Below are 24177 nucleotides of genomic sequence, written 5' to 3'. Positions count from 1 at the left end.
ATTACCTAAACTTTTCATTATAAATCGCTAAATTAAGGTAATTAAGCTTTTGTAAACCACTAAATTTTCTTCTATGCGAACTACTTTTCTTGCTTTAATTATTTGTTTATTCGTCCTACCATCAATTAAAGCCAATGCTCAAAAGAAGGATCAACCAGGTTACAGCAGCATTCAATTTCAATTAAAGGGGAATTATCCGAAAGATTTCGACCTACAATCCTTTGGTAAAGGAGATGCTCTCTCGGGGGAGTGTCTTTTGAAGCTTGAGAAACTCAATGATTCAACTTATTTTGCCAAATTCTTCAATCCCTACCTGACCAGTTATTATTTCATCTTAAACAATAAATATTATTCAACCTTTATTGAATCTAATAGAAACGATACCATAGAATTTGTCTTTGATAAGGAAGATAATTTCGTGATTAATTATTCAGGAGGCTATAAAACAATGTTTCAGAACTCCGATCAGTATGCGGATTTATTCAAGAACTATTTTTTTATTCAAAATGACGTAGATACCTGGACACGGAAAACGTTTGATGTAAAAAATGTGAATGAATTGATGGATTACGTAAAGGAAAGAACCCTAAAGAAGAAGGCCCATTTAAATTCCTCGACGGAAAACACCTTCATTCGAGAAATAGGTTCTGATGTAATCGAAATTACCGAAATATTATATGCATTAAGTACAAAAAAGGAACTGTTGATAGACACTAATCTGGAGAGAAGATTTGAATTTTATCAAGCAGTTTTCCAAGATAAAGCAGCATTATTGGACATGGATCTCCCAATGTCAAATTTCGTATATAAAGAGGTCTTGCGTGATTCTGTCCTTAACCTCCCTGATTTGTTGAAAGTAGGTCCAATTAAATATCAAGACTATCTAAAGCGCATATTTAAAAGTAGCTTGGGTTCAGATGAAAGGGAATTCTATGAACATCTAATTGCAATTGCCTATTTAGAAAAGCTGGCCTCAGGCACTAGTTTAACAACTGCCCAGCAAGATGACATCCTAAATTATTTTAATAATAATATTTACAAGACCAGCCTGCTCCGCCAAAATGAACTCAATACATCCCAAGCTCTTGCTTCCAATATACACTACTTGCCATTCCCTGAAAAAGAAGATGTATTCCAAGATATCATCGCTAAATATAAGGGGAAGGTTGTATTAATAGATTTTTGGGCTACATGGTGTGGTCCTTGCATATCAGCTTTTGAAACCATAAAACCACTCAAGGATAAATATAAAAACAATAAAGATGTTGTTTTCTTGTATCTCACCGATGAAACGTCTGACCTTAATCTATGGCATAATTTTACGGAAAAACTAACAGGTGAGCATTTCTATATTACAAAAGCCCAGCAAAAATTAATTAACGATAGAAATAACATCGATGCAATTCCTCATTATATGTTGATCGATAAGAACGGTGAAATAAAGCATTCTGAAACACTCCCTCAAGACCTTTACAATAAGATTGATAGTTGGATCAAATCAGCCTTATAAGTCGCAAATTGACCCAACTGGCTCAAGGATAAGGAGTTGGTCGATTGCTAATTATTCTACGAGGTTAGCGGTTTCAATTTTCCCTCTAATAGGCTGGGTTAGTATTTCAGTTGAAATATCTTTTGTTCTACTTGCACTCTTTCTTTTTCACTTCGGTCATATTTTCCTCATCAGTTCTTCTATATTTATGCGGTTCATATAGTTGCTATCAATAAACTTATAAGTTATGCTCCCATTTTTGTCTATCACAAAAACCGCTGGCACAGGTAGTTCATTTGTATCGTTGTTATTGTATTCTGACAACTCTATCCCTAAGCTGCTATAAGTCGAGATGGCGTAATTCTGAAGTTCGAAGGCGATACCAAGTTGTTTAGCCAAAGCATTGTTTTTGTCGGTCAATAACTCAAAACCTAAATTATGATTGTTTTTGAGTTCTTCACTATGATTGGAAGATTGAGGTGAAATAGCAATGAGCGTAACATTTTTGTCTTCAATCTTTTTCAAATCATCCTGAAATGCTTTCAATTCAAGATTGCAGTAAGGGCACCAATTGCCACGGAAAAAAGCTATGATCACCTTTCCTTTTTGTAAAAGTTCTTTTAGCACCACAATCTTTTTATTTGTATTCGGTAGAGAAAAATCAGGAAACCGATCGCCTACTTTGATACTTCCATCTTCCATATTTTTAGCTTTCAGGTCTTGGATAGATTTACCGAATACCTCTAAAACTTCGGAGGGGAGTTGTTTTGCTAAATTTTCATTTAATTCGCTAATCTGATGCTCTAAATTTTTCATATCTTGATTTCTGTTTTAGCAAAGATTTAAAACTAATATTAGATCTGCAATACCGCATATTATTATCCCTATGGGATAAAAAAGTCAATTTTATGAAAACAAAGGGTCGGACGATCGAAGAAAAAGTGTGTCCATTGGAATTTGCTGTAAATGCAATCAGTGCTAAATGGAAAGTTCCAATCGTATGGCGTATAAACGAGGGCGAAAAGCGACCGAGTGAAATGCTACGGGGAATCGCAAAAGTGGATAGAAGGGTTCTAAACCAACATTTAAAAGAGCTGGAACAAGATGGGATCTTAACCAAGAAAATCTATAATGAACTACCACCCCGTGTCGAATATTCCCTTACAGAACTCGGAGAAAAATTAGTGGAGGTGTTGTGGAAATTGAATGATTGGGGAAAGGTCTTGGTAGAACAAACAAATAAGAACTAACTACTTGGTTTAGATAGTTTTGCCAACATTGTGGCTGCCGATTATCGCTAATTTCATGGCTAAGGTAATGGATATGTCGAGAGTTAAATGGATTTTATCTGCTATAAATATACCCAAAAGAAAATCTTTATAGGTCGCTTAGCAATGCGACAAGGTTTGAAAAGAAGTGTAATCCGGCTACTCCTAATATTGCGTTTAGTTTTCCTTGAGGCCTTAATTTTAAATAATATAAGGCATAAATAATACCACTGATCGTAGTGGCAATCATATAAAAAATGTGGTAATGGTGAAATAGTCCAAAAAGGATTGCAGAAAAAGAGATGATTAGACCAGGGGGGATCTTTATCTTTCTTAATATTTCGATGACAAGAAACTGATTGATCAATGTTTCAAATATTGGAGCAAATATTAATAATAGAGATGCTCTAAATAATATTCCATAATCATCTGCTGGATTATGAAGTGATGATGGATCGATTAGATAAGCGATTCCACTTGTAATAGCTCCGATAATGAGTTTTAAAATTAAAAACCAGAAAAAGTATTTTAAGTTTTGCTGACTTGGGATTGGTTTTAAATTGAACATTGATTATTATTCTCCAAAGTATAAAAATATAAAAACAATACTTTTTTAGTAATTTTTTATTCTTTCAGTTTTATGGTTACCATTCCGAATAATCTCCCAAAAGAACCATGAAGTACGTCTGAGACCAATGATTTTTTATAGGAGAATTCCTCTAAATTTTCTACCGATAAACCTTTTAGATCAGATGTCATTGATCGTACAGTCTGTGTCGTATACCCCTTGTCGATTATTACATAATATTCTCCAGATTTAAGGCTAGGCAATGAATTGTTATACAAAAGGCTGGCATTGATATAGATTGATTCTACAAACTTTTGTAAGTCCATTCCCTTATTGCTATTTCCATCTTCCATCAATAAGGAAGGAGTAGACACTCTATCTATGCTTAGGCTGTTCTGGCCAAATGAAGGCTTGCCAAAAACCAGTAAAACCAATAAAGTTAAGAGTATTCTCATATAATATAATTTCTATTCGTTTAGTAAATTCTCATCAAATAGACGCTCTGTTAAGTTTGGGTGATACGCTTACTTAATTTTAAAGATAATGAAAAACTTCAAAGGAACATGCTCAGATCCCGTGTTTCTTAAATGAAGAAATCCTAAAATAATGGATCCCGAAGGGCTCAGTATCTGTTCAGAATTCGATAAATATTTGGAAGGAATTCCGCTTTTAAATCCTTTGATTCTGAACGATCATTGAAGAGTCTGAAAGGTTCTTTAATATTTTCCCGTGTCATCCGCAATCGAAGATGGCGGAACTGTACGCCAATACAAAAAATGAAGTTCTAAAATATTAAATTTTGGCTGTTCTCGTAGATGCTTCCATTGTTTTAATAATTCGGGCTTATTGTCTCGATGGGTTTAAGGCTTGCAATGGCGAACAGTTCCTTAACCTTCGGTTAAGGATGACAAGGGGGTAGGGCGAAAAAAACAACAAATTCTTGACGAATTGTTCAGGATCAAAAGGATACAAATTGCAGTTCTTGCTCCTTGGGGTAGTTCTACAATGTTCTTAAAAGTCCAATTGCTAGCTACTCATTGTCCGATAAATGGTTCCTTTAGGCATGTCTATTAAGACTATAGAATCAACTAGAACATCTTCTCTAGTTTTGCTGTTTACCGTTCAATACTGGACAGAACCTTGTCCGATAGTGAACAATGATGAAATAAAGGAATTGTCTATTTCATTGATAATCAGTAATGTGTTGGAATGGCAGACTGATTGTTGGCAAAAATATTAATAGCTTTTAAATATTATTAATCCATAGAAAGAATCTTATAACCTGCTAATCTAAAAATTGTAGAAAGGATGTTTTAAGATTCGAAACACTCTTATGAGATAATAGAGCTAATGCTAGGCATAGATTGCCAAATGATATAAAAACTGAAATAAACGCAAAATATGAAAAAGCTTAATCAAATTATTCGACATCTGTGGCGAAACAAATTTTTTACTAGCCTAAATATAGTTGGGTTGGCAATTGGAATTTCCGTTTGCTGGGTTATTTTCAGATTTGTAAATTATGAATTCAGTTTTGATAAGAATCTATCGGAAAGGGAGGCTGTATATAAGGTAATTTTACAAGAAACTATTGATGGGAACGAATCATTTTCAAATTATGCACCTTTGGGTCTTGCCCCGTTTATTGAAGATTATGTTTCTAATAGCGAATTGTCCGTTCCAATCTATGGTAAATACGTTAAGGAAGTAATCATTGATCATGAAGAAGATGAGTTCTCCATTCATAACTCTCCTGATTATTTAGAAGCAGTTAACAGAAATTATTTTGATCTAGTAAACTATAAATGGCTTTCGGGCAGTAAACAAAAAATCTTCAGCAGTCCATTCGAAGTAATTTTAACCTCGTCAAGGTCAAAATTTTACTTTCCCGAATTGAATCCTGAAGAGGTCATAGGGAAAACTGTCGTTTATGATACTACACAATACACGGTCACCGGAATTGTAGAAGATCTCAATTCAGCGAGTAATTTTTCAGGAAAAGAATTTATTGCCATAGATAAAAATGATTGGAGTAGAACAGGTTTTTTGGGAGGTTCTTCCCAAAACCAATTGTTTATTAAAGTGAGCTCTGAAATAAACAAAACAAACCTTTTAAAGATTATCAACGATAGACTTGAATCAGAACTTTCAAATGGAAAGATATCTGGAAAAATGAAGTTTGTTTTTGTACCATTATCAGAGCTTCACTTCAGTTCTTTTATGGATAATTCGGTTGATAAAAAAACGCTCTATGGAATCATCGGAATTGCAGTTTTTCTATTGGGTTTATCTGTCATCAATTTTATTAATATTTCTACCTCCCAGATTCCGGAAAGAGCAAAGGATATTGGCATTCGTAAAACGATGGGCGAACGTCCAAAACATCTAGCATTGACTTTTGTTTTAGAGACCATTATTATATGTCTGATATCTTTCTTCTTAGCATTCTTTTTAAAGGATTTAATCTTTTCTCAAATTCAAGAATATGTACCGGAAAACTTTCATTTTGTAAATGATATTAAAGAAGTTGCTTTATTCCTAACAATTTTATTGATTATACTGGTAGCTAGTACAAGCATCTATCCGATTTATTTAGCGAATAAAGTTCAGGTCGTGGAAGTCCTGAAACATAAATCCCTAACCCACATTAAATTTGGTAATCTATCTATTAAAAAAGTATTAATCGTTCTACAGTTTGTCGTGGCTCAATTTTTTGTTGTTACTTCTTTACTGATTGGGTTACAGTTAAAATTTATGATGAATAAAGATTTGGGGTTTGAGCACAATGCTATCGTAAACATTCAGCTTCCAAAAACAATTCGTTCTGGATTAAGTAAGGATCCAAATGTACTTGTGGATATCTTAAAATCAAATCCCAAAATACAAGATGTTGCTTTAGGTCGTTTACCATTAGAAAATGGAGTCAGTTCACTATTTATAGAAAGTTTTGAGGGCCAAAAAATCCAGACTTCCAATAAAGGGGTAAATGAAAGATACGGAAGGCTTTTTAATCTTAAACTTCTTGCTGGAAGAGATCTAACAGTTAAGGATTCCATTAGCAATATAGCCATTACTAAAAGAACTGCAGAAATGCTAGGTTTTGATAAACCGAGTTCAGCGATAGGTAAAAGGATTCAAACAAATGAAAGCAAAACAAGAGAAATTGTTGGAGTATATGACGATTTCAATAGTCAAACATTACATTCAGAAATTAGGCCAATTTCGTTTATTGCAACCAACTGGCCACTTTCACTTGGATATATGAACATTAAACTTTCTCAAAATACCAATGACTGGAATGAAGCTTTATCAACTATAGAAAAAGAATGGAAAGCATTTTATAAAGACGGCTCATTTAATCTTCAGTTCTATGATGATAAGATGAAAAACTTGTATGAAAACGAGAGGAAATTTTCAAAAATCATTAATTCATCAGCCGTAATCACCATATTTTTAAGCTGTTTAGGTTTAATTGGATTGATAACCATTTCGACTTTCCAAAGGACTAAAGAAATTGGGATAAGAAAAGTTTTGGGAAGTACGGTCAGTGGAATAGTCAAACTACTCTCAGTAGATTATGTAATATTAATTTTGATTTCCATCTTAATTGCAACACCCATAGCATGGTGGGCTATCAATCATTGGTTGTCGGATTTCAGTTATAAGGTCCCGTTAAAAATATGGATGTTTTTTATTCCGGCCTTAGCAACTTTGTTAATTGCTTTTCTAACAATGGCTTTTCTTTCAATTAAAGCGGCAAGAGCTAATCCAGTAGAAAGTCTAAGGGATGAATAGGTTTGGTTTTATAGTTGGGATTTATTTATGGAATGAAGTTAAGACTTTTTGTGTAATACTGAGAAGGAAATATTTCAGTAAAATTTATTGGAAGGTGATGACAGCAAACTGGAAGGCAAAAAATGTTTTTTTTATTTTAGAGATATAACCCCTTTTGGGGTTCCATTATTTTAGCAGACATGGCACGTTAGCCTGAAAGTCGCGCAACAACGATGTTCGATTAATCGAACATCGTTGTTGCATTAGCCCTATATTGTTCTAAATCATTGCTAAAATAATTCTGCCCTTCCAGGGCATTAGTTCGTCAAAAGAAAAATTCATCAGGAAAACAAATTTAGCCCTAAATACCTAGAAACACAGTTCTAACCAACTTGTCATCGTAAGTTTGATAAAGTAGCTAGTAATGCAAAAGTTCAAGATCAAAAATGTCATGTCTTGTGCTGATTTATAGGTTCTTAATCTTTATTGTAGGAGGGCCATGGAGTAGAGGCAGGAGGCGCATTTGGAAGGAATTCCGCTTTTAATTCTTTTGATTCTGAATGATTATTGAAGAATCTGTACGCTTCTCTAATATTTTCCCGTGTCATCCGCAATCGCAGATTGCGGAACTGTACGCCAATAAAAAAAATGAAATTCTAAAATATTATATGTTCGCTGTTCTCGTAGATGCTTCCGTTGTTTTAATAATAAAAGCTTACAGTCGTGATTGGTTTAAGGCTTGCAATGGCGAACAGTTCCTTAACCTTCGGTTAAGGATGACAAGGGGTTAGGGCGATAAAACAAAAGATTCTTGACGATTTGAAAAATGAAGTTCTAAAATATTATATGTTCGCTGTTCTCGTAGATGCTTCCGTTGTTTTAATAATAAAGCTTACAGTCGTGATTGGTTTAAGGCTTGCAATGGCGAACAGTTCCTTAACCTTCGGTTAAGGATGACAAGGGGTTAGGGCGATAAAACAACAAATTCATGGTGAATTGTTCAGAATCAAAAGGATACAAATTATAGTTCTTGTACCTTGGGATTGTTCCTCTTTGTTTTCCCTTAACTTAATGACATTGCCCGATGGGGTTCTACAATTATAAATTTTATAACCTTTTTGTTTTTCTTTGCCAGAATGTAATGTTCATCTTCAGATAGATTTTATTCCTCCATTTACACTAAAGTGCTGACAATCAAAACAGCACTGATCATCATCAGCCCCCAATAAACATATTTAAAGAATGTACCATCTTTTAATTTATGGTTTAGGTACCTACCTAAAAATATTGCCGGAATGGTTGTGATCAGCGAATAGAGAAAATAAGTATTAACCTCTGTCGTGATCAATCCCTTTGCATAATAACCCACGACACTTAACAGACTGACCGGTAAAAAATACGCCTGTAAGGTGGCCCTAAAATGTTTTGCGCTCCATTGTCTCAAATTTCCGTAAACAACGAGTGGCGGACCATTTAAGCCATACGCTCCACCAAAAACTCCAGATAAAAAACCGCAAACGAAAAGCCAGAACTTACTGTCCTCCTGCAAGGCCTTATTTTTTGTAAAATAGAGGGAATAAAGTGAATACACGATAATGAGTAAGCCAAGCCCTGTCTTAACGATTGTTTCATTTGCATAGGTCAATATAAGGATACCCAAAGGCAGTCCAAGAATAGCATAGAAAATCAACCATTTGGCACTGTGAAAATGGATCTTTTTATGGTCTTGTATCACGACCACAAGCGCAATGACAATGGACAACATTACTGCGAGCGGAACTGCAACATCTACGGGCAAGAATAAAAGGAAAAACGGAACTGCAATTAACGCTTCACCAAAACCTAAAGTCGACCGTACCAAAGAAGCGAAAAAACTAATTATAAGGATTAAAATTATTGTCAAAACAGGATGTAGTTAGTTGTTTTTCAACACTCTAATTTACAAAAATAATATCGGATTGGCTAGGGATAATCGTCATAATTTGGGCGTTCTCCTTATAAATCGTGGAATTATTGAATATCAATTTAGGGGTTCATCAAAGGAGACTTGAATGGATTTCCAAGCAATGTATTATTGCCTCTATCAACAAAAAAATAAGAACCTTCAGAAGTCAATTCAGAGGGTAGGGGATATCATTTATCCTCTTTAGATCAACTAAATAAATTGCGAAGATTAGGGGCTTTGAAACTGATCTTAGCACATCAAAATAAAAAGGAAGATTTTTGAAATCATCAAAAAACTTCCTTTAATACGGAGACTTAGGACTTTGTCCATGGTTTATTGCTCCGTTATTAGATCAAATCTGTGCTTTATCCTTTAATTATCTGGACTGAATGTGCGTCCTGCAAGTCTAAAAACTCTATTTTTATTACTGTCATACCAACAAAAGAATAACTTTTTCTCTTGTCCGTTGTTAGCTTTCAATGTAATTGAATAATCTGTGTTCAGCGTGTATCTTCCAGATGTTTTGGATGTTTGATAGGCAGCATTTGTGCTACTTTCAGTGGAAGATACCTTTTCGGTCGTGTACCAGCCATCTTTTGTGAAACTCATATTGGTATATTTCATAATACCTATCTCTCCTCCAACAGCAATGGTACCTCCTCCAGAGATGGTTTCATATGAACCTGAAAGTGTCTGTCCAGCATTTGGCGGATAACCTACATAATTCGACCAATCATAGGTTTTTTTATTACCCGATTCAAAAGTAACATTAACCTTTCCTCCATTAACCGTCCAAGCACCAACGGCTTCACCTTGCCCAGCAATATATTTTTCCGCATTAATTTCATTTATTGGAATGTATGGAGACCGTATGAAGCGACCATTTTTGAAAAATACAAATGGTGTATGTACCTCATAATAGTAGCCACCATAACCTTCTTCCTGCTCCGGAACTAATAAAACTTTTTCAATATTGCTGTCAATGGGAATTTCATCGTTGTCAGATTTGCTGCAAGCCGAAAATAAAACGGCACTTAAGATAAAAATTAACCCAAAGGTCAATTTACCTGTTCTTGGAAGAGAAAATTTCATAATAAATATAGTAGTGTGTTGATTTTAAGGAACTAAAGTCATGCCAAATATTTATATTTAGCTTTATCACACAACACTTATTGGAAAATAGTACTTCATCAAACAAATCTTTTACTGTTTGAATGGTATCTGGAGAGGATTTTTTTTAAGGGTGTGTGAAATCGAGTCTAAAAATCGTTGTTAAATCGGAACTTCCATCGCTGTCCTCACACAATAGGAAAGAAATCATTTGGGGCTGCAATTCATAGTATGTAATCCCTTCGAATTTTTGATCATTCGAGATTTTTTGACAGTGATCAATTTTCATATTGATTAAATCTAATTTTCCGAATACTGTTCCTCCGATTTCTCCGTCTTCATAAGTAGATAGTCCCTCTTCTGCAGTTGCGATGAAATAAAGTGAATCACCCAGCACAGCAGCACCTGAAAACCCAAATAGCAGACCATCGATCTGTGGTAATTCGATGTCAAAGCAAGTTATCATGAAGTCATTTATTAAATCATCTCCATCGACTTTGAAAATTAAATTCCTTCCAGCTGGGCCATTTCCACGGTTCAGGAATAGCCAGCTGTTTCCATGCATTGCTACCCCTTCGATATTAAAATCAGAAGAGGAAATGTTAGCTGACTTTTTCATGGCGCTGTACAGGTTACTCAGGTCTAGCTCAGTGCTATTCCAGTCGTTTCTGGAAATGGAAAATCCTCGTTCCCGGGCAGCAGTTGAACCAGATCCGAAAGTATATATCCTGTCCTCCCTAAGTACCATTGCTTCCAGATCAAGTTTTTGGGGTTTTGCAATCCTTTCCATCTGAGGGCTTGGTAAAAGGACGTGCCTGTTGAGCAGATTCTCAGTTATTCGGTAGTCATAAAGATAATTGCTATTGTCTGATACGATATAAATTTGACCCTCCAAAAATTCTATTCCAGAGGCTGAACTGATTCCCGGGATATCAAAAAATTCCTTTAAATAAAACTCTTGCATAATCTTAACCTATAATATTTTCGAGAGATCGCTTGTCTAATATATCCTATTTTCATGAAGGAGCAATAAATTTCATATCAATTCTTAATTGAATGTTCAATGGGAGGGGGAGGTCGGGCAATTTGATATTTTTGAAATAATCCGTCAGCAATTATCGAAGGGATTAAACTTTTGAAAGGATTCCTTTCCAAGGGTTTGATTATTAGATGCCTTTACATTCTGAATTACGTATCAGTACCAATCTTCTTTTATTTTATTAATAATCACTAAATTAGCCTTATGAAGAAATCTGATTAGCATAAGACAAATAGATGTTTTTTTACGGCAACCTATAAGTGCCGCTAAATTTTATTTGTCAAATTTTAAACTATGCTAAAATGATTAATTTTTTTGAAAGTCCTTTTAAAGGCAAAATTATTAAAGACCACATTACGAACCCCAATATCACAGCTGGGAAATATTCCTATTATTCTGGCTATTATCATGGACATTCTTTTGATGACTGCGCACGCTATTTATTTCCAGATAGAGATGACGTTGATAAATTGATTATTGGTTCATTCTGTTCCATTGGAAGTGGTGTTAGCTTTATTATGGCGGGCAACCAAGGGCATCGACATAATTGGATATCCAGTTTCCCCTTTTATTATATGCCAGAGATTGAAGCATTCCATAAAGCAAATAATGGATTTGAAAATGCGGGCGATACAGTTGTAGGAAACGATGTTTGGATAGGGAGCGAGGCAATGATCATGTCTGGAGTGAGAATCGGTGAAGGAGCGGTAATCGGTAGCCGGTCATTGGTCACCAAAGATGTTGCGCCATACACGATTGTCGGCGGAAACCCTGCAAAAGTAATTAAATTGAGGTTTAATGAGGAGCATATCAAAATGCTCTTAGAAATCAAATGGTGGGATTGGGATGAACAAAAATTATCAGAGGCAATTCCTATAATCTGTTCTGATAATATAGAATTGTTATTTGAATTTTATCATAAACATATTAAGGAGTAAACTTTTGGGGTCTTTCTAATGGAAGGCCCTAAAACTTAGCTATTATCCTTCTTGGGACTTGCAACAGTTTGATTATGGTACTAGATTAAGTAATGTTGGTTTTCCTCCGCACAATATTGTACAGATCTGTCGGAATGATGGATTAATGGTTCGTATGTTTTATTTTAAATTAATATTAGTAGGTGTCTTTTGGTTAAAAACATTAAGGTATTTGATATAGACGATTGAATCGTGATAAAATACCTTTAGGCAGGGTTTTGTTTTTTGGAAAGAAAGAACATAATGATAAGTATCATCCCAATGATTGCTAATATTGCTCTAAGAGTTAATTGTTCTTTGGGCACAAATACCGCTGTGGAAATAATAATTAATATTCCGAATGTTAAAAATATGTTCTTCTTTTTCATGTTAATTGCTTTTAATAAAAATAGAATAATTTTTTAAAAATCATATGAGTCTATGAGAAAATTGAATATTTATTTTGAATAATATTCCAAATAAAGCCCTGTTCCAAACAATAGTACCCCCTGAAACAATTCGAATCCCAGGCTGGCATAATGCCTTGGAGATTCTCTTGAACTGATCCCGCTAGGGTTGGTTCAACGTATTAAAAAATCAAAAACATATACCAATCTAAACCCAGAAATCTACTTTTACCTACTTTTGATTCTGAACAATCAGTAAAGAATCTGTACGCCAATTAAAAAACTGACTGTCATTCTCTATCGAAAATAGAGGACCTGTTCGCTGATACAATCTATGATTTTTCTGATTTTGATTTTGTGTTTCTCCGAGATGCTTCGGGTAAACCTCAGTATAACAAGACCGTTAGTACTGCGGTTCTACCCATTGATGCCCATATTTATTTACCAGAAGAATATTTTTATCTGCCATAAATTCCCAGCGGGGATGAATTATTTTAGCATGAATGGTTTTGAACTATATAGGGTTAATGCAAAAACGATGTTCGATTAATCGAACATCGTTTTTGCGCGACTTACAGGCTAACGTGCCATGTCTGCTAAAATAATGGAACCCCAAAAGGGGTTCTATATTTAAAAATAAAAGAGCTAATTTATTTTTATTGCCAACTTGCTGCCATCTCTTTCGATAAATTTAGTCCAAATTTTTACTTCTCAGTATGACAAAATAATATTAAGATATTCCGGCGAGCACAATGCCTTGGAGACTCTCTTGGTCTGATCCCGCAGGGCAATGTCATTAAGTTAACGTTTTTTGTACTGAAGTTCACCCGAAGCATCTAAGAGAAATGCGAGCCTCCAAACTCAACGGCGGCAGTTGTTGAATTGACGAACAGTTCTTCAATCGAAGATTGAAGATGACAAAGCCCCTAGAAGGAGAACCGTACATATTCTTCACTAATCGTTCAGAATTGGAAATGAATTCAGTAGGGATTTTCAGAAAAATATTTCACTCACACAGTGGGTTATCCTTTTAACAATCCAATTTTCTACAAAGATGTCACCCCTTTCAGGGGTTCCCAATTTATACAAACAACCATCCTTCCGCAGGAAGTCCTTTAGCAACCGGCTCATTTCCAGTGGCGGAAAAATGGATAGAATGCCGTTGACTTGTGCGATGGGATTGGCCTTGGAATGCTTTCAATAGATCATCCCATTAAAAGGGATGATCTATTGAAAGATATTCCCGCCACAAGGCATTCTATCCATGTGTGGGAGCCCGTGCGAAAAGCCACCTTAAATGGGCCGAAGCGTTACGGATTCGAGTTGTTTTTGGTATCCGTGAGCTCCTTCGTCGGTTTTGGTTACTTTTGGGCTTCAAAAGTAACGAAGAATCTAAATTTTGATTTTTCTTAACTTAATGACATTGCCCGCTGGGAGTGGATCAGCCCCGCAATCCCCAGACACTTACCCTGAACCTTCTCCGGGTCGAACCATAAATGATGCCTGCGGTGCATGTCCGCCATGCCCACAGTCCTTCCCGGAACATGCAATTATTCGAATCCCGAGCGGGCACAATGCCTTGGAGATTCTCTTGGTCTGATCCCGCTGGGAGTGGTTCAGCCCCACAAACCCCAAACACAATCCCTGAACCTTCTCCGGATCGAACCTTAAATGGTGCCTTCGGTGCATGTCAGCCATGCCCACAGCCCTTCCCGGAACATGCAACATTTCGAATCCCAAGCGGGCACAAAAAAAGCCTCACATTTCTGTGAGGCTTTTTTTGTGATCCCGCTGGGATTCGAACCCAGGACCCATACATTAAAAGTGTATTGCTCTACCAGCTGAGCTACGGAATCGTTGTTCTTTTATCGAGAACCCTTCGTTGTTTGAAGTGATGCAAAGGTAGAAAAATCCTTAATATGTGCCAAATCTTTTGAACTTAAATTTGTCCTTAATCAAATAAGTCGCTGTTTTTCAGTTTGAAAAAATGAATAAAAATATTGGCTTAGTTATATACTGAAGTGGTTTCTGTTCAATTTTTACCCAAAAACTTGCAGGAACAACCATTTTGCCGGACAGCGAAAGGAGATCTGTTTTTCCATATTCATTAAAAAATTGAAATAAGTGGGGGCTGAAATTATTAGGGCGTTGCATTCGGGAATTGTTTTACCCATGTTCGGGCCATATTGCGAAATTTCCGAATATGTCTCGAATGAGACCAAAGCCATGTACATCTGAAATCAAAAACGATTGTTAAAATTTTGATCTAAGCTAGGAGAGGAGTTTTGTAGTTCACGAATATTGATGAGCTAATGCTTATGTGCTAAAGATAGAAATCCTTTGGGGAAATACCTTCCAATAAAAAGATAAATAACCTTTGAAAACAGAAGTTAGCCTAAATATACCTTGCCCTGATCATTCTAGGAACTGAATTGATATCATGGAGAATATCAACCTTGGCAAATCCTTTCTTGATCAGAAGTTCCTTGGTTTCTTCGGAAAGGTACTGGTTGATCTCGAAATATAGGGTACCTTCCTTTTTGAGGTGTTTTAGGGCGAATGAAGCGATATGGTCGTAAAACAACAATGGGGCTGAGTCTTCCACAAATAAAGCCGTGTGCGGCTCGAAATTCAGTACATTACGGTGCATATCCCTTTTCTCGTCATGGGTGATATAAGGAGGGTTGCTGACAATGATGTCATAGTGCTCCTGATCAAAGACCAAGTTCCATTCCAAGATGTCCAAGCAACGGAAATCAACAGGGCAACCATTTTGTTGAGCATTCTCCTTGGCAATGGCAATGGCTTCTGGGGAAATGTCCACTGCGCACACATGGGATTTTTCAAGACCTTTTTTCAAGCTGATCGCAATACAGCCCGTCCCTGTGCCGATATCGATTATATCAAGATCGGATTTGCGCTTGTTTTCGGAGATAATCAGCTGTACGAGTTCCTCCGTCTCAGGTCTGGGGATTAAGGTATCCTCCGACACGATAAACTCCATTCCATAAAAAGGAGCCTTTCCAATAATCTGTTGTATAGGTCTGCCGGTCTGAAGCTGTTGCAGGAGCAAATTGAAGTTGGTCTCCTGATCCTCCGAGAGCTTTTCTTGCAACTTCATGCTAAGCTGGATCCTGCTGTAACCCAGCAAATGTTCGGCAGCAATCTGAAACAGGCTCAGTGCCTCATCCTGATCATAAATCGACGATAAATCCGACACAAATTTTTGCCTTAAGCTGCCTATAGAATCCATACAGCAAAGTTAGGAAAAAAACTTCTGGCGAGCTGCTCCTGACAGCTCGCCAAAAGTTTTTTAGACATCAGACAATAGACACAAGACAACAGACCCAGCGGCAAGAATTTCACACAAACTGTTGGGGTGTATCGCATACACCCCAATAGTTTGTTTGAGTTAAGCTGGCGAAATATAGGTTATGATCTTGGCCTATCCTCTCATCTTTTCCATCCTGGTTCATTCCCTGATCTTGGTCTATCCTCTTATCCTTTTAATCCTGGTTCAAACAAGTTGGCATAGACAAGCAGCCCCTACGAACCTGTGAATTATGCTGGCCAAATATAAGATCATGGTCATGGTCCATCCGGAAGGTTTTTCTCAATCCACCAATCTCCATACTCAAATCTATTTCACTACCTTTGAAACATGCATAATCAATACATGAAGCGATGTTTGGAATTGGCTGTCTTGGGGGCAGGCAAGACCAGTCCGAATCCGATGGTAGGGGCAGTGATTGTCCACAATGGAGAAATTATTGGAGAGGGTTATACGTCGCCTTATGGAGGTCCCCATGCGGAGGTGAACGCGGTCCGGTCAGTAATCGATCAGGTCGGAGAGGCGAAGGCAAGGGAGCTGTTTTCGGAGAGCACGATCTATGTGAGCTTGGAGCCCTGTGCGCATTTTGGGAAGACACCGCCCTGTGCGGACATGATCGTGGACATGGGTTTCAAGGAAGCTGTGATCGCTTGTTTGGATCCCTTTGCGAAGGTAAATGGTTTGGGCCTGAAAAAGTTGGAGGATGCGGGGATTAGCACGGAAGTAGGGGTTTTGGAGGATGAGGCTAAGTGGTTGAACCGCAGGTTCTTTACGAAACTGAAAGAGTTCCGTCCTTACGTAATCCTGAAATGGGCAGAAACGGCCAATGGGTATTTTGCACCTGTATCGGGGCAGCGCTGGATCAGCAATTCGGCAAGTAAGCAATTGGTGCATAAATGGCGTTCGGAGGAAGATGCGATCCTGGTCGGCAAAAGAACGGCAGAGCTTGACAATCCAAGCTTGACGGTTCGGGACTGGGAAGGACGGAACCCGAAGCGCATATTGATCGACAAAAATTTGGAACTTCCGGAAAGTCTTTCAGTTTTTGACGATGCAGCAGAAACCATAATTTTCAATGCTCAGAAAACCGATTGGCAGGGTAACCGGAAATATATAGAACTGGAGAATTTTGACCTGTACCTTCCACAGCAAATCCTTTATCAGCTGTATTTAATGGATGTACAGTCCATTATCGTTGAAGGCGGAAGAAAGACGCTTGACCTTTTTATTCAGGCAGGACTTTGGGATGAAGCCCGCATATTTGTAGGAGCCGAATCATGGTCTGAAGGCATCGAGGCTCCAAAATTAATTGGAGACCTGAGGGAAGAAATAAAAGTAGGTTCGGATCTATTGAAAATTTACCTTCCAAAATAAATCGAATCATAATTTTTCCTAGCAAAGCTTGCCCTCAATCTATTGGGAGGCTTAATTCATCATTTCATAAACTTGTTTTTAAAATTAAAATACGTAATTGAAAGTTAAATATATTATATTTAGCTATGCGTATATCCGAGCATATCCTACACTTTATTTGGCGTTATCGACTTTTTGCTCCATTTGATCTTTGTTGTACGAATGGGGATGAGATTGAGGTTGTTCAGGCGGGCAACTATAATACCGATGCTGGACCAGACTTTCTTCTTGCCCATCTTCGGATAAATGGCCAGGACTGGCATGGGCATGTTGAAATCCATGTAGACCCCAATGATTGGAACCAACATGGCCATCAAAAGAACAAGGCCTATAATGCAGTGGTGCTGCATGTAGTCTGGGAAGCCGGCTTGGATTGTTTTCTGGAGGATGGAACGCTCATTCCATGTTTGGAATTGAAGCCTATCGTTGAGGAATCCCTATTACAGAAAATTGAGAAGCTATTGCAGAATAATCATTGGTTGCCCTGTAGCTATGGAATGGATCAGGTGCCAGACTATCAGAAGATCCAGGTCTTGAACCGAATGGGGATTGAGCGATTGGAGCATCGCTATAAGATTGTGGTCCTGATGCTCAATAGCTATAGAGGGGATTGGGAAAGGGTCTGTTTGGGGATGTTGGCAGGTGCTTTTGGAATGAAGGTCAACAAGCAGTCTTTTCAGGACCTGAGCCAGATCCTGTCCTTGAAATTGATCCAAAAGATGAAGAATAACCCTGAGAATATACAGGCCTTGTTTTTTGGACAGTCGGGGTTCTTGAAGTCCTATAAGGGGAATGATCCCTATGTCATAAAGCTTCAGGCCAATTATGGCTATCTGAAGAAAAGCCAGAAGCTAATTGAACTTTCCGCCTTCCAATGGAAGTTTATGCGCATGCGGCCCTATAATTTCCCGACGATTAAATTGGCCCAGCTTGCCGCGATGTACTGTCGCTTTGCCTCTTGGTTTTCCCTGATCGTGGAAGCGAACAGTTTGGATGAATTAAAGGGATATTGCCAGCAATTGGAGATTCCAGAGTTTTGGAATACGCACTTTCATCTGGAGAAAGAATCGGTCAGGCACAATACCCGGATTTCCGAGCAGTTTTTCCATCTCTTGGCGATCAATAGCTTTGTGCCCATTTTATTTTCCTATGGAAAGTACATAGGGAACCAGCAGTATATGGATCGCGCCTTGCAATGGTTGGAGCAGCTGAAGCCGGAGGTCAATTCCGTTTGCCGACGTTATATGGGATTTGGCTTGGACCTGTTCAATGCACTGGAGACCCAGGCCGTGTTACATTTAAGGTCGGCCTATTGCAATTCCAAGCGATGTCTGGAATGTGGTATTGGGGTATCGATTATCCGAAAGGATTAAGCTTTTAGGATCTCAGCAATTTCAGGGAATCCTTTTTCTGCGGCCATATCGGATGCAGTATGCCCGAAATCGTTGCGGATGGCGATATTGGCGCCATGTTCCAATAGAATGATGATCATATCGATATTACCCTGTTGGGCGGCCAAGTGCAGAGGGCTGATCCTGGAGGATTGCAGCACATTGACTTCAGCACCGGCTTCGATCAGCATTTTGGCGATATTGTTCTGCCCGTTACTTAATGCCGAGTGGATAGGGAAGACCTGATATCCATTTTGGGAGGATGAATTGGGATTAGCACCGTTTCGCAATAAGATGCGAACGATATCTTCTTTTCCAAAGTGGGAAGCTATGCCTAGCGGGTAAAAGCCATGGGAGGAGAGTTCGTTGATGACATCAGGTTTTTGGTCAACCATAAACTGTACCTGTTCGGTCAGGCCTGCGGCACAGGCTTCGTGTATGGTGATGCTCTTGATATATTTGAGGATGACCTGCACGATCTGGCTTTTTTGGTAATAACAGGCCAAAAGCAGTGCTGAAATGTCATGGCTGGTGTTTTCCTTGACAAGGTCGGGGTTTTGGCTCAGTAATAAATCTAAATCTTGGTAGTTTCCGGTCTCAATATATTCTTCCAGTACTGTCAAACTCATAGTCCTTATTTTGCGTTACGAAATAAACAAAAAAAAGTTAAAATAAAGTTACTTGGGCCCTAAATTTCTATGTTTTGCTATAAAATATTTTAGGTTAATAAATGTAATCTATACAATTTTTTTTGTTTGGGTACGAACACTATTTAATTTTTGTAGCTGATTGTCTACAAAATAGGAAATCTACCACCTTGTCTTATAACTTTTCTGTTGATTTTTTTACTTTTGTAATGCCCTCCCCAAGGGCATGTTTTTCATAGGTAGATGTAGGGTCGAATTAATCTAATTCGACCCTTTTTTTCTTTAGGGCTCAAATTTAGTTTCCAATTAGGTATTTTTTGACTTAATGGGATTTGTTGAAACGGCTAATTATTAACTATAAAAGGGTTTTGCAGGTACTGTGGAGGAAGTTTCATAGATTTGTAACATGAGCAAAAGAAAAATTGTGGTAGCCATTACCGGCGCATCTGGTTCCATCTATGCGAAAGTGCTGTTAGACAAGCTGCAGCAGCTTTCAGAGCAGATCGAAGCTGTAGGGATCGTTATGTCGGACAACGCCAAGGACGTTTGGAAGTTTGAACTCGACAACGATAGTTACAAAGATTATGATTTTCCAACCTATCAGAAGAGTGATTTTATGGCGCCCTTTGCATCTGGTTCGGCAAAGTACGACTGCATGTTTGTCGTTCCCTGTTCTATGGGGACCATGGCGAGGATAGCACATGGGATTTCCTCGGATCTGACGACCCGAGCGGCCGATGTGATCCTGAAAGAAAGGAGAAAGCTCATTTTGCTGACCCGAGAAACCCCGTTGAGCAGCATCCATATCCAGAATATGGCCCTGATTACCCAGGCAGGTGGAATTATCTGTCCAGCTTCCCCATCGTTTTACAGCCGTCCACAAACCTTTGAAGAATTGGCCGCAACCGTTGTAGACCGTGCCCTGGATATCGCAGGATTTGATCTGAGCGGTCTAAAAACCTTCCGCTGGAGTGAATGAATTCATTGATCCTTTTTTGGATATGGCCAGCAGGTATTTTGCGAATAATGGGATATACAAGGATTCCTAAAAGTTTTTGTAACAGTATTCGTTGAATTTTGTACTTTTGTTTTTTAATGAAACAGCTGTTAATATCTTCGAATAAGGAGTTTTTATACTTGAAGAAGGTTTTTGAAAATGCTCATTGGAAAAGAACCTTTGGATGGCTAGCTGGTTCCCACAACTTAAACAACAGCATTCAGCACAATTTTTTGATTTTCAATTCAATTCATGGCTACAATATTAATTAATTCTGCGACTTTGGTTTCGGCAGGACATCCGCTGCATTTGTCTACTGTAGACGTACTTGTGAAAAATGGCAAGATCGAACAGATTGCCAAGAAGATCAAGTCGGACGACAATAAGCTTCAGGTGATTGACGGGAAGAATTCATTTCTTTCTGTAGGATTTTTTGACCTCAACGTTAATTTCGGTGAACCGGGTTACGAAACGAAGGAGGATCTTCAGACGGGAACTGCAGCTTCGGCAGCAGGAGGATTTACGGCAGTGGCCGTACAGCCGAATACCAATCCGCCAATCCACAGCCGTTCGGAAGTAGCCTTGATCGTCAATGCTGCCAAAGGAAACCTAGTGGACGTTTTTCCGGTAGGGACGGTCAGCAAGAAGCGTGAAGGCAATGAATTGGCTGAACTATATGATATGAAGGTCACTGGTGCCGTAGCTTACAGTGATGGTACGCACAGTATACAGCAGGCGGGTCTGATGTCCCGTGCCTTGCTTTATGCAAAAGGTTTTGATGGATTGATCATGGCATTTCCGGAGGATGACTCCATCGCCGCAGACAGTAAAATGAATGAAGGTGAAGTGAGTACCTACCTTGGCATGAAAGGTATCCCTAACCTAGCGGAATCCGTTATGATCTCTAGGGATCTTTTCCTAGCGGAGTATAATGAGGCGCCAATCCACTTCAGTACCATCTCTACGGAAGAAGCAGTTGACCTGATCAAAAAAGCTAAGAGTAAAGGGATTAAGGTGACCTGTGATGTCGCTGCACATAACTTGGTCTTTACAGATGAGGACGTTAAGGGTTTTGATAGCAATTATAAAGTAAGCCCTCCATTGCGTACCAAGAAAGATGTAAAAGCCCTGATCAAAGGATTGAAAGATGGCGTGATCGATGCGGTGGTATCACAGCATACTCCACAGGAGATCGAATTCAAGCAGGTGGAATTCCAGATTGCGAAAAATGGTATCATTGCGGCACAGACCGTCTTGCCATTGTTACTGAAGGCAGGTTTGTCCGCCGAGCAGATTGTAGAGAAATTAGCGGTTAACCCTAGGAAAATCTTAGGACAGGAAGTTCCTGTTATCGCAGAAGGAGCAGAGGCAAATTTGGTGTTGTTTAGTCCATCGAAAAAATGGATATTTGATAGTAAGACCAATAGATCAAAATCAGCAAACAGCCCGTTGTTCGGTCAAGAATTAACAGGTCAGGTATTAGCTGTAATTAACAATAATAAGTTGCACATCAATTAAATAACATATGGATACTAAAGTAAAGAATGCCTTAGAGGCTGCTGTAAATAATTATGCTAAGGTAGAGCAGATTGATGGACAGGATATCCTTCCGAGCTTAGCTTCCGCATTTGAATTAGATGCTCCATTTATGGATAAGGTAGAGGCCATGGATGCTGTTTTTGATGACAATCAACGCTTTGAAGAACTGCGCGAATATAGTTTTGACCTGTTGATGATCAACTTCTTTGCAGAGGATGTCCAGAAATTGGAAGAGGACTATCTCGATTCAGAAGAATGGGAAGCGATCGAGGAGGAAACTCTTGATCGTGGCTCAGAACTGTTGAATATTCTATTATACCTGAAAGAATGTGAAGATGACGAGGTTGAACCTTCGTTGGATGATTTCTTGAAGGAGTTCCTTTTGGTTGAAGAAGATGAATTTCAGGATGAATACAGGATTTATGAAAAGGTAATTGCCAATCAGATCTTGATCGATAGCGACTATAATGAAATCGCAAAAGTGGCCAAAGGGCTTTCTGAGGATGATGAATTGGTTGATTTATTCTATCCTTTGATTTCTTTCTTCAACGAACAGAAACCAAATGCAGGACAGTTGGAGGAATATGCGCAGGCAGCTCCGAATAAGGCATTAGACCAAGCGCTTCTGCAATTAATCATAAACTACAACTCATAAATTATGGATTCAATCAACGCTACAAATAATGTAAGGAAACAAGCCGTGATCAATGGCGTCATCTTAGGAGTGATATCCTTTGTTCTTTCCATTATTTCCCTTTATTTTTCGAAATCAGCTACATCGATCGTTACTTCTTCGGTCATCAATATTTTCGTTAGTTATGCGGTTTTCCTTGCGATTGCTGTATTCTTTATCCTGAAATTGAGAAAAGCTAACGGTGGGTATTGGGATTTTTCCACGGCCCTGAAGAATATCTTTATTATGTTGGCCATTACGGCTGCCATAGGTCTTATCGGTATCAATATATTCAATATGGTTTATCCAAGCTTACAGGTAGAAGCTATTGAAAACACGCAGAACCTGACCATTGAGATGATGGAAGCCAATAATATGCCTGATGAGCAGATTGATGCTACCTTGGAGATGTTGGATCAGCAGAAGGAAGCCTTAGGTTCCTTGTCGATCGGGCAGATCCTGAAGGGATTGGCGGTTTCCTTATTGCTTTACTTTGTATTGGCCTTGATTTTTGCGGCAATCTTCAAAAAAGAGAAGCCCATGTTCAAACCTGCAAGCAGTTCAGATGAAGCACATCCTTGGCAAAACACAGATAACAACGATAATAACGCTTAACAAACGCTAACGTTTATATGATAAAGGTATCATCCAAAAATGATACCTTTGTTCTTTATTCATTATGGACATTTCAGTAGTAATACCTTTATACAACGAGGAAGAATCACTTCCTGAATTGACGGCTTGGATTAAGCGCGTTATGGATGCCAATAATTTCACTTACGAAATCGTTATGGTTGACGATGGCAGTAAGGATAGTTCTTGGAAGGTGATCAAGAACCTGAAAAAGGAGAATGAGAATGTTATCGGTATACGTTTCAGGAGGAACTATGGGAAATCGGCGGCGCTTAACGTTGGTTTTGCAGCGGCGGAAGGCGATGTGGTCATTACGATGGATGCTGACCTTCAAGATAGTCCTGATGAGATTCCTGAGCTTTATGACCGGATCATGAACCAAGATGCTGACCTGGTTTCAGGTTGGAAGAAAAAGCGGTATGATCCATTGACAAAGACCATTCCTACCAAGTTGTTCAACTCTGCTACGCGCAGTATGTCGGGTATAGACAACCTGCATGATTTCAACTGTGGGCTGAAAGCCTATAAGAAAGATGTGGTAAAGAGCATAGAGGTTTACGGTGAGATGCACCGCTATATTCCTGTACTGGCCAAATGGGCTGGTTTTAGCAATATTCAGGAGCAGGTCGTTCAGCACTATCCCCGGAAATATGGTACGACCAAATTTGGTCCGGGACGCTTTGTAAAGGGATTTCTGGATTTGATGTCCATATTCTTTGTAGGAAAGTTCGCCAAGAGGCCCATGCACTTCTTTGGACCTTTAGGCGTTATCAGTTTCTTACTGGGATTTTTCATTACCATCTGGTTGATCTGTGAAAAGCTGATGAGCATCGCCAATGGTACCGTTTATAGAAATGTGACCGACCAGCCATTGTTCTTTTTGGCATTGGTGGCCATCATCATTGGATCACAATTATTCCTGACTGGATTTGTTGCCGAGCTGGTATCGCGCAATGGTTCCGATAGGAATAAATATCATGTAGACGAAGTCATCTAA

20 protein-coding genes and 1 tRNA gene are annotated in these 24177 nt (G+C 38.4%); 11 read left to right on the top strand and 10 right to left on the bottom strand.

The genetic code is table 11. From position 1 onward, the window contains the following. Positions 1-73 precede the first annotated feature (73 nt). Positions 74-1510 (top strand): TlpA family protein disulfide reductase, encoded by a 1437-nt coding sequence (locus tag ACWIB3_RS12600; RefSeq protein WP_454291766.1) that lies wholly within the window; start codon positions 74-76, stop codon positions 1508-1510. A gap of 156 nt (positions 1511-1666) precedes the next feature. Here the strand turns inward: ACWIB3_RS12600 and ACWIB3_RS12595 are convergent, their stop codons facing one another. Continuing rightward, a complete protein-coding gene (locus ACWIB3_RS12595) occupies positions 1667-2305 on the bottom strand; it encodes a peroxiredoxin-like family protein (protein WP_454291765.1) in 639 nt (212 codons plus the stop codon). A 92-nt stretch (positions 2306-2397) separates the two neighbouring features. Here ACWIB3_RS12595 and ACWIB3_RS12590 point away from each other — a divergent pair, with 92 nt between their 5' ends. After that, positions 2398-2739, top strand: a complete 342-nt coding sequence (locus ACWIB3_RS12590; protein ID WP_185217107.1) for a winged helix-turn-helix transcriptional regulator — start codon at positions 2398-2400, stop codon at positions 2737-2739. 127 nt (positions 2740-2866) lie between these two features. Here the strand turns inward: ACWIB3_RS12590 and ACWIB3_RS12585 are convergent, their stop codons facing one another. Beyond that, positions 2867-3325: a CPBP family glutamic-type intramembrane protease gene (locus ACWIB3_RS12585; RefSeq protein ID WP_454291764.1), complete on the bottom strand. Its 459-nt coding sequence runs from the start codon at positions 3323-3325 to the stop codon at positions 2867-2869. A 56-nt stretch (positions 3326-3381) separates the two neighbouring features. After that, entirely contained in the window at positions 3382-3780 is a 399-nt protein-coding gene (locus tag ACWIB3_RS12580) for a hypothetical protein (protein WP_454291763.1), read from the bottom strand. 946 nt (positions 3781-4726) lie between these two features. Here ACWIB3_RS12580 and ACWIB3_RS12575 point away from each other — a divergent pair. Then, positions 4727-7120 (top strand): ABC transporter permease, encoded by a 2394-nt coding sequence (locus ACWIB3_RS12575; protein ID WP_454291762.1) that lies wholly within the window; start codon positions 4727-4729, stop codon positions 7118-7120. A 1153-nt stretch (positions 7121-8273) separates the two neighbouring features. Here the strand turns inward: ACWIB3_RS12575 and ACWIB3_RS12570 are convergent. The 3 genes from ACWIB3_RS12570 to ACWIB3_RS12560 form a co-directional block, all read right to left on the bottom strand. Continuing rightward, complete coding sequence (locus ACWIB3_RS12570; protein ID WP_454291761.1) at positions 8274-9002, bottom strand: sulfite exporter TauE/SafE family protein; 729 nt, start codon at positions 9000-9002, stop codon at positions 8274-8276. A gap of 414 nt (positions 9003-9416) precedes the next feature. Further along, positions 9417-10136: a hypothetical protein gene (locus ACWIB3_RS12565; RefSeq protein ID WP_454291760.1), complete on the bottom strand. Its 720-nt coding sequence runs from the start codon at positions 10134-10136 to the stop codon at positions 9417-9419. Positions 10137-10281: 145 nt separating this feature from the next. Beyond that, positions 10282-11118, bottom strand: coding sequence for a DUF6929 family protein (locus tag ACWIB3_RS12560; protein ID WP_454291759.1), 837 nt, complete (start codon positions 11116-11118; stop codon positions 10282-10284). Between the two features lie 377 nt (positions 11119-11495). Between ACWIB3_RS12560 and catB the strand changes: the two genes are divergently transcribed. Next, positions 11496-12131, top strand: coding sequence for a type B chloramphenicol O-acetyltransferase (catB, locus tag ACWIB3_RS12555; protein WP_454291758.1), 636 nt, complete (start codon positions 11496-11498; stop codon positions 12129-12131). A gap of 245 nt (positions 12132-12376) precedes the next feature. Here the strand turns inward: catB and ACWIB3_RS12550 are convergent, their stop codons facing one another. From ACWIB3_RS12550 to prmC, 3 genes are all read right to left on the bottom strand, one after another. Continuing rightward, positions 12377-12538 carry a hypothetical protein gene (locus ACWIB3_RS12550; RefSeq protein ID WP_454291757.1) on the bottom strand — a complete coding sequence of 54 codons (162 nt, stop codon included), beginning with the start codon at positions 12536-12538 and terminating at the stop codon, positions 12377-12379. Positions 12539-14339: 1801 nt separating this feature from the next. Beyond that, positions 14340-14412, bottom strand: a tRNA-Lys gene (locus tag ACWIB3_RS12545). A 539-nt stretch (positions 14413-14951) separates the two neighbouring features. Beyond that, a complete protein-coding gene (prmC, locus tag ACWIB3_RS12540) occupies positions 14952-15809 on the bottom strand; it encodes a peptide chain release factor N(5)-glutamine methyltransferase (protein ID WP_454291756.1) in 858 nt (285 codons plus the stop codon). A 408-nt stretch (positions 15810-16217) separates the two neighbouring features. Between prmC and ribD the strand changes: the two genes are divergently transcribed. Both ribD and ACWIB3_RS12530 read left to right on the top strand, forming a co-directional pair. Then, positions 16218-17261, top strand: coding sequence for a bifunctional diaminohydroxyphosphoribosylaminopyrimidine deaminase/5-amino-6-(5-phosphoribosylamino)uracil reductase RibD (gene ribD, locus ACWIB3_RS12535; protein WP_454291755.1), 1044 nt, complete (start codon positions 16218-16220; stop codon positions 17259-17261). A 125-nt stretch (positions 17262-17386) separates the two neighbouring features. After that, the gene (locus ACWIB3_RS12530) at positions 17387-18673 is read left to right on the top strand and encodes a DUF2851 family protein (RefSeq protein ID WP_454291754.1); all 1287 of its coding nucleotides are present in this window, start codon (positions 17387-17389) and stop codon (positions 18671-18673) included. On the opposite strand, the gene ACWIB3_RS12525 is transcribed toward ACWIB3_RS12530, so the two are convergent. Continuing rightward, positions 18670-19320: an ankyrin repeat domain-containing protein gene (locus ACWIB3_RS12525; protein ID WP_185217087.1), complete on the bottom strand. Its 651-nt coding sequence runs from the start codon at positions 19318-19320 to the stop codon at positions 18670-18672. The genes ACWIB3_RS12530 and ACWIB3_RS12525 overlap by 4 nt on opposite strands. Positions 19321-19744: 424 nt before the next feature. Between ACWIB3_RS12525 and ACWIB3_RS12520 the strand changes: the two genes are divergently transcribed. From ACWIB3_RS12520 to ACWIB3_RS12500, 5 genes are all read left to right on the top strand, one after another. Next, on the top strand, positions 19745-20317 hold the full coding sequence (locus ACWIB3_RS12520; RefSeq protein ID WP_254529117.1) for a UbiX family flavin prenyltransferase: 573 nt from the start codon (positions 19745-19747) through the stop codon (positions 20315-20317). 270 nt (positions 20318-20587) lie between these two features. Continuing rightward, positions 20588-21853 carry a dihydroorotase gene (locus ACWIB3_RS12515; protein WP_454291753.1) on the top strand — a complete coding sequence of 422 codons (1266 nt, stop codon included), beginning with the start codon at positions 20588-20590 and terminating at the stop codon, positions 21851-21853. A 7-nt stretch (positions 21854-21860) separates the two neighbouring features. Next, positions 21861-22529 carry a hypothetical protein gene (locus ACWIB3_RS12510; RefSeq protein WP_454291752.1) on the top strand — a complete coding sequence of 223 codons (669 nt, stop codon included), beginning with the start codon at positions 21861-21863 and terminating at the stop codon, positions 22527-22529. A 3-nt stretch (positions 22530-22532) separates the two neighbouring features. Continuing rightward, positions 22533-23162, top strand: coding sequence for a DUF4199 domain-containing protein (locus ACWIB3_RS12505; protein ID WP_185211653.1), 630 nt, complete (start codon positions 22533-22535; stop codon positions 23160-23162). 64 nt (positions 23163-23226) lie between these two features. Further along, positions 23227-24177: a glycosyltransferase family 2 protein gene (locus tag ACWIB3_RS12500; protein WP_185217083.1), complete on the top strand. Its 951-nt coding sequence runs from the start codon at positions 23227-23229 to the stop codon at positions 24175-24177.

It is taken from the genome of Sphingobacterium sp. NPDC055431 (genome assembly GCF_053644255.1).
This window is presented reverse-complemented; position numbering and strand designations above follow the sequence as displayed.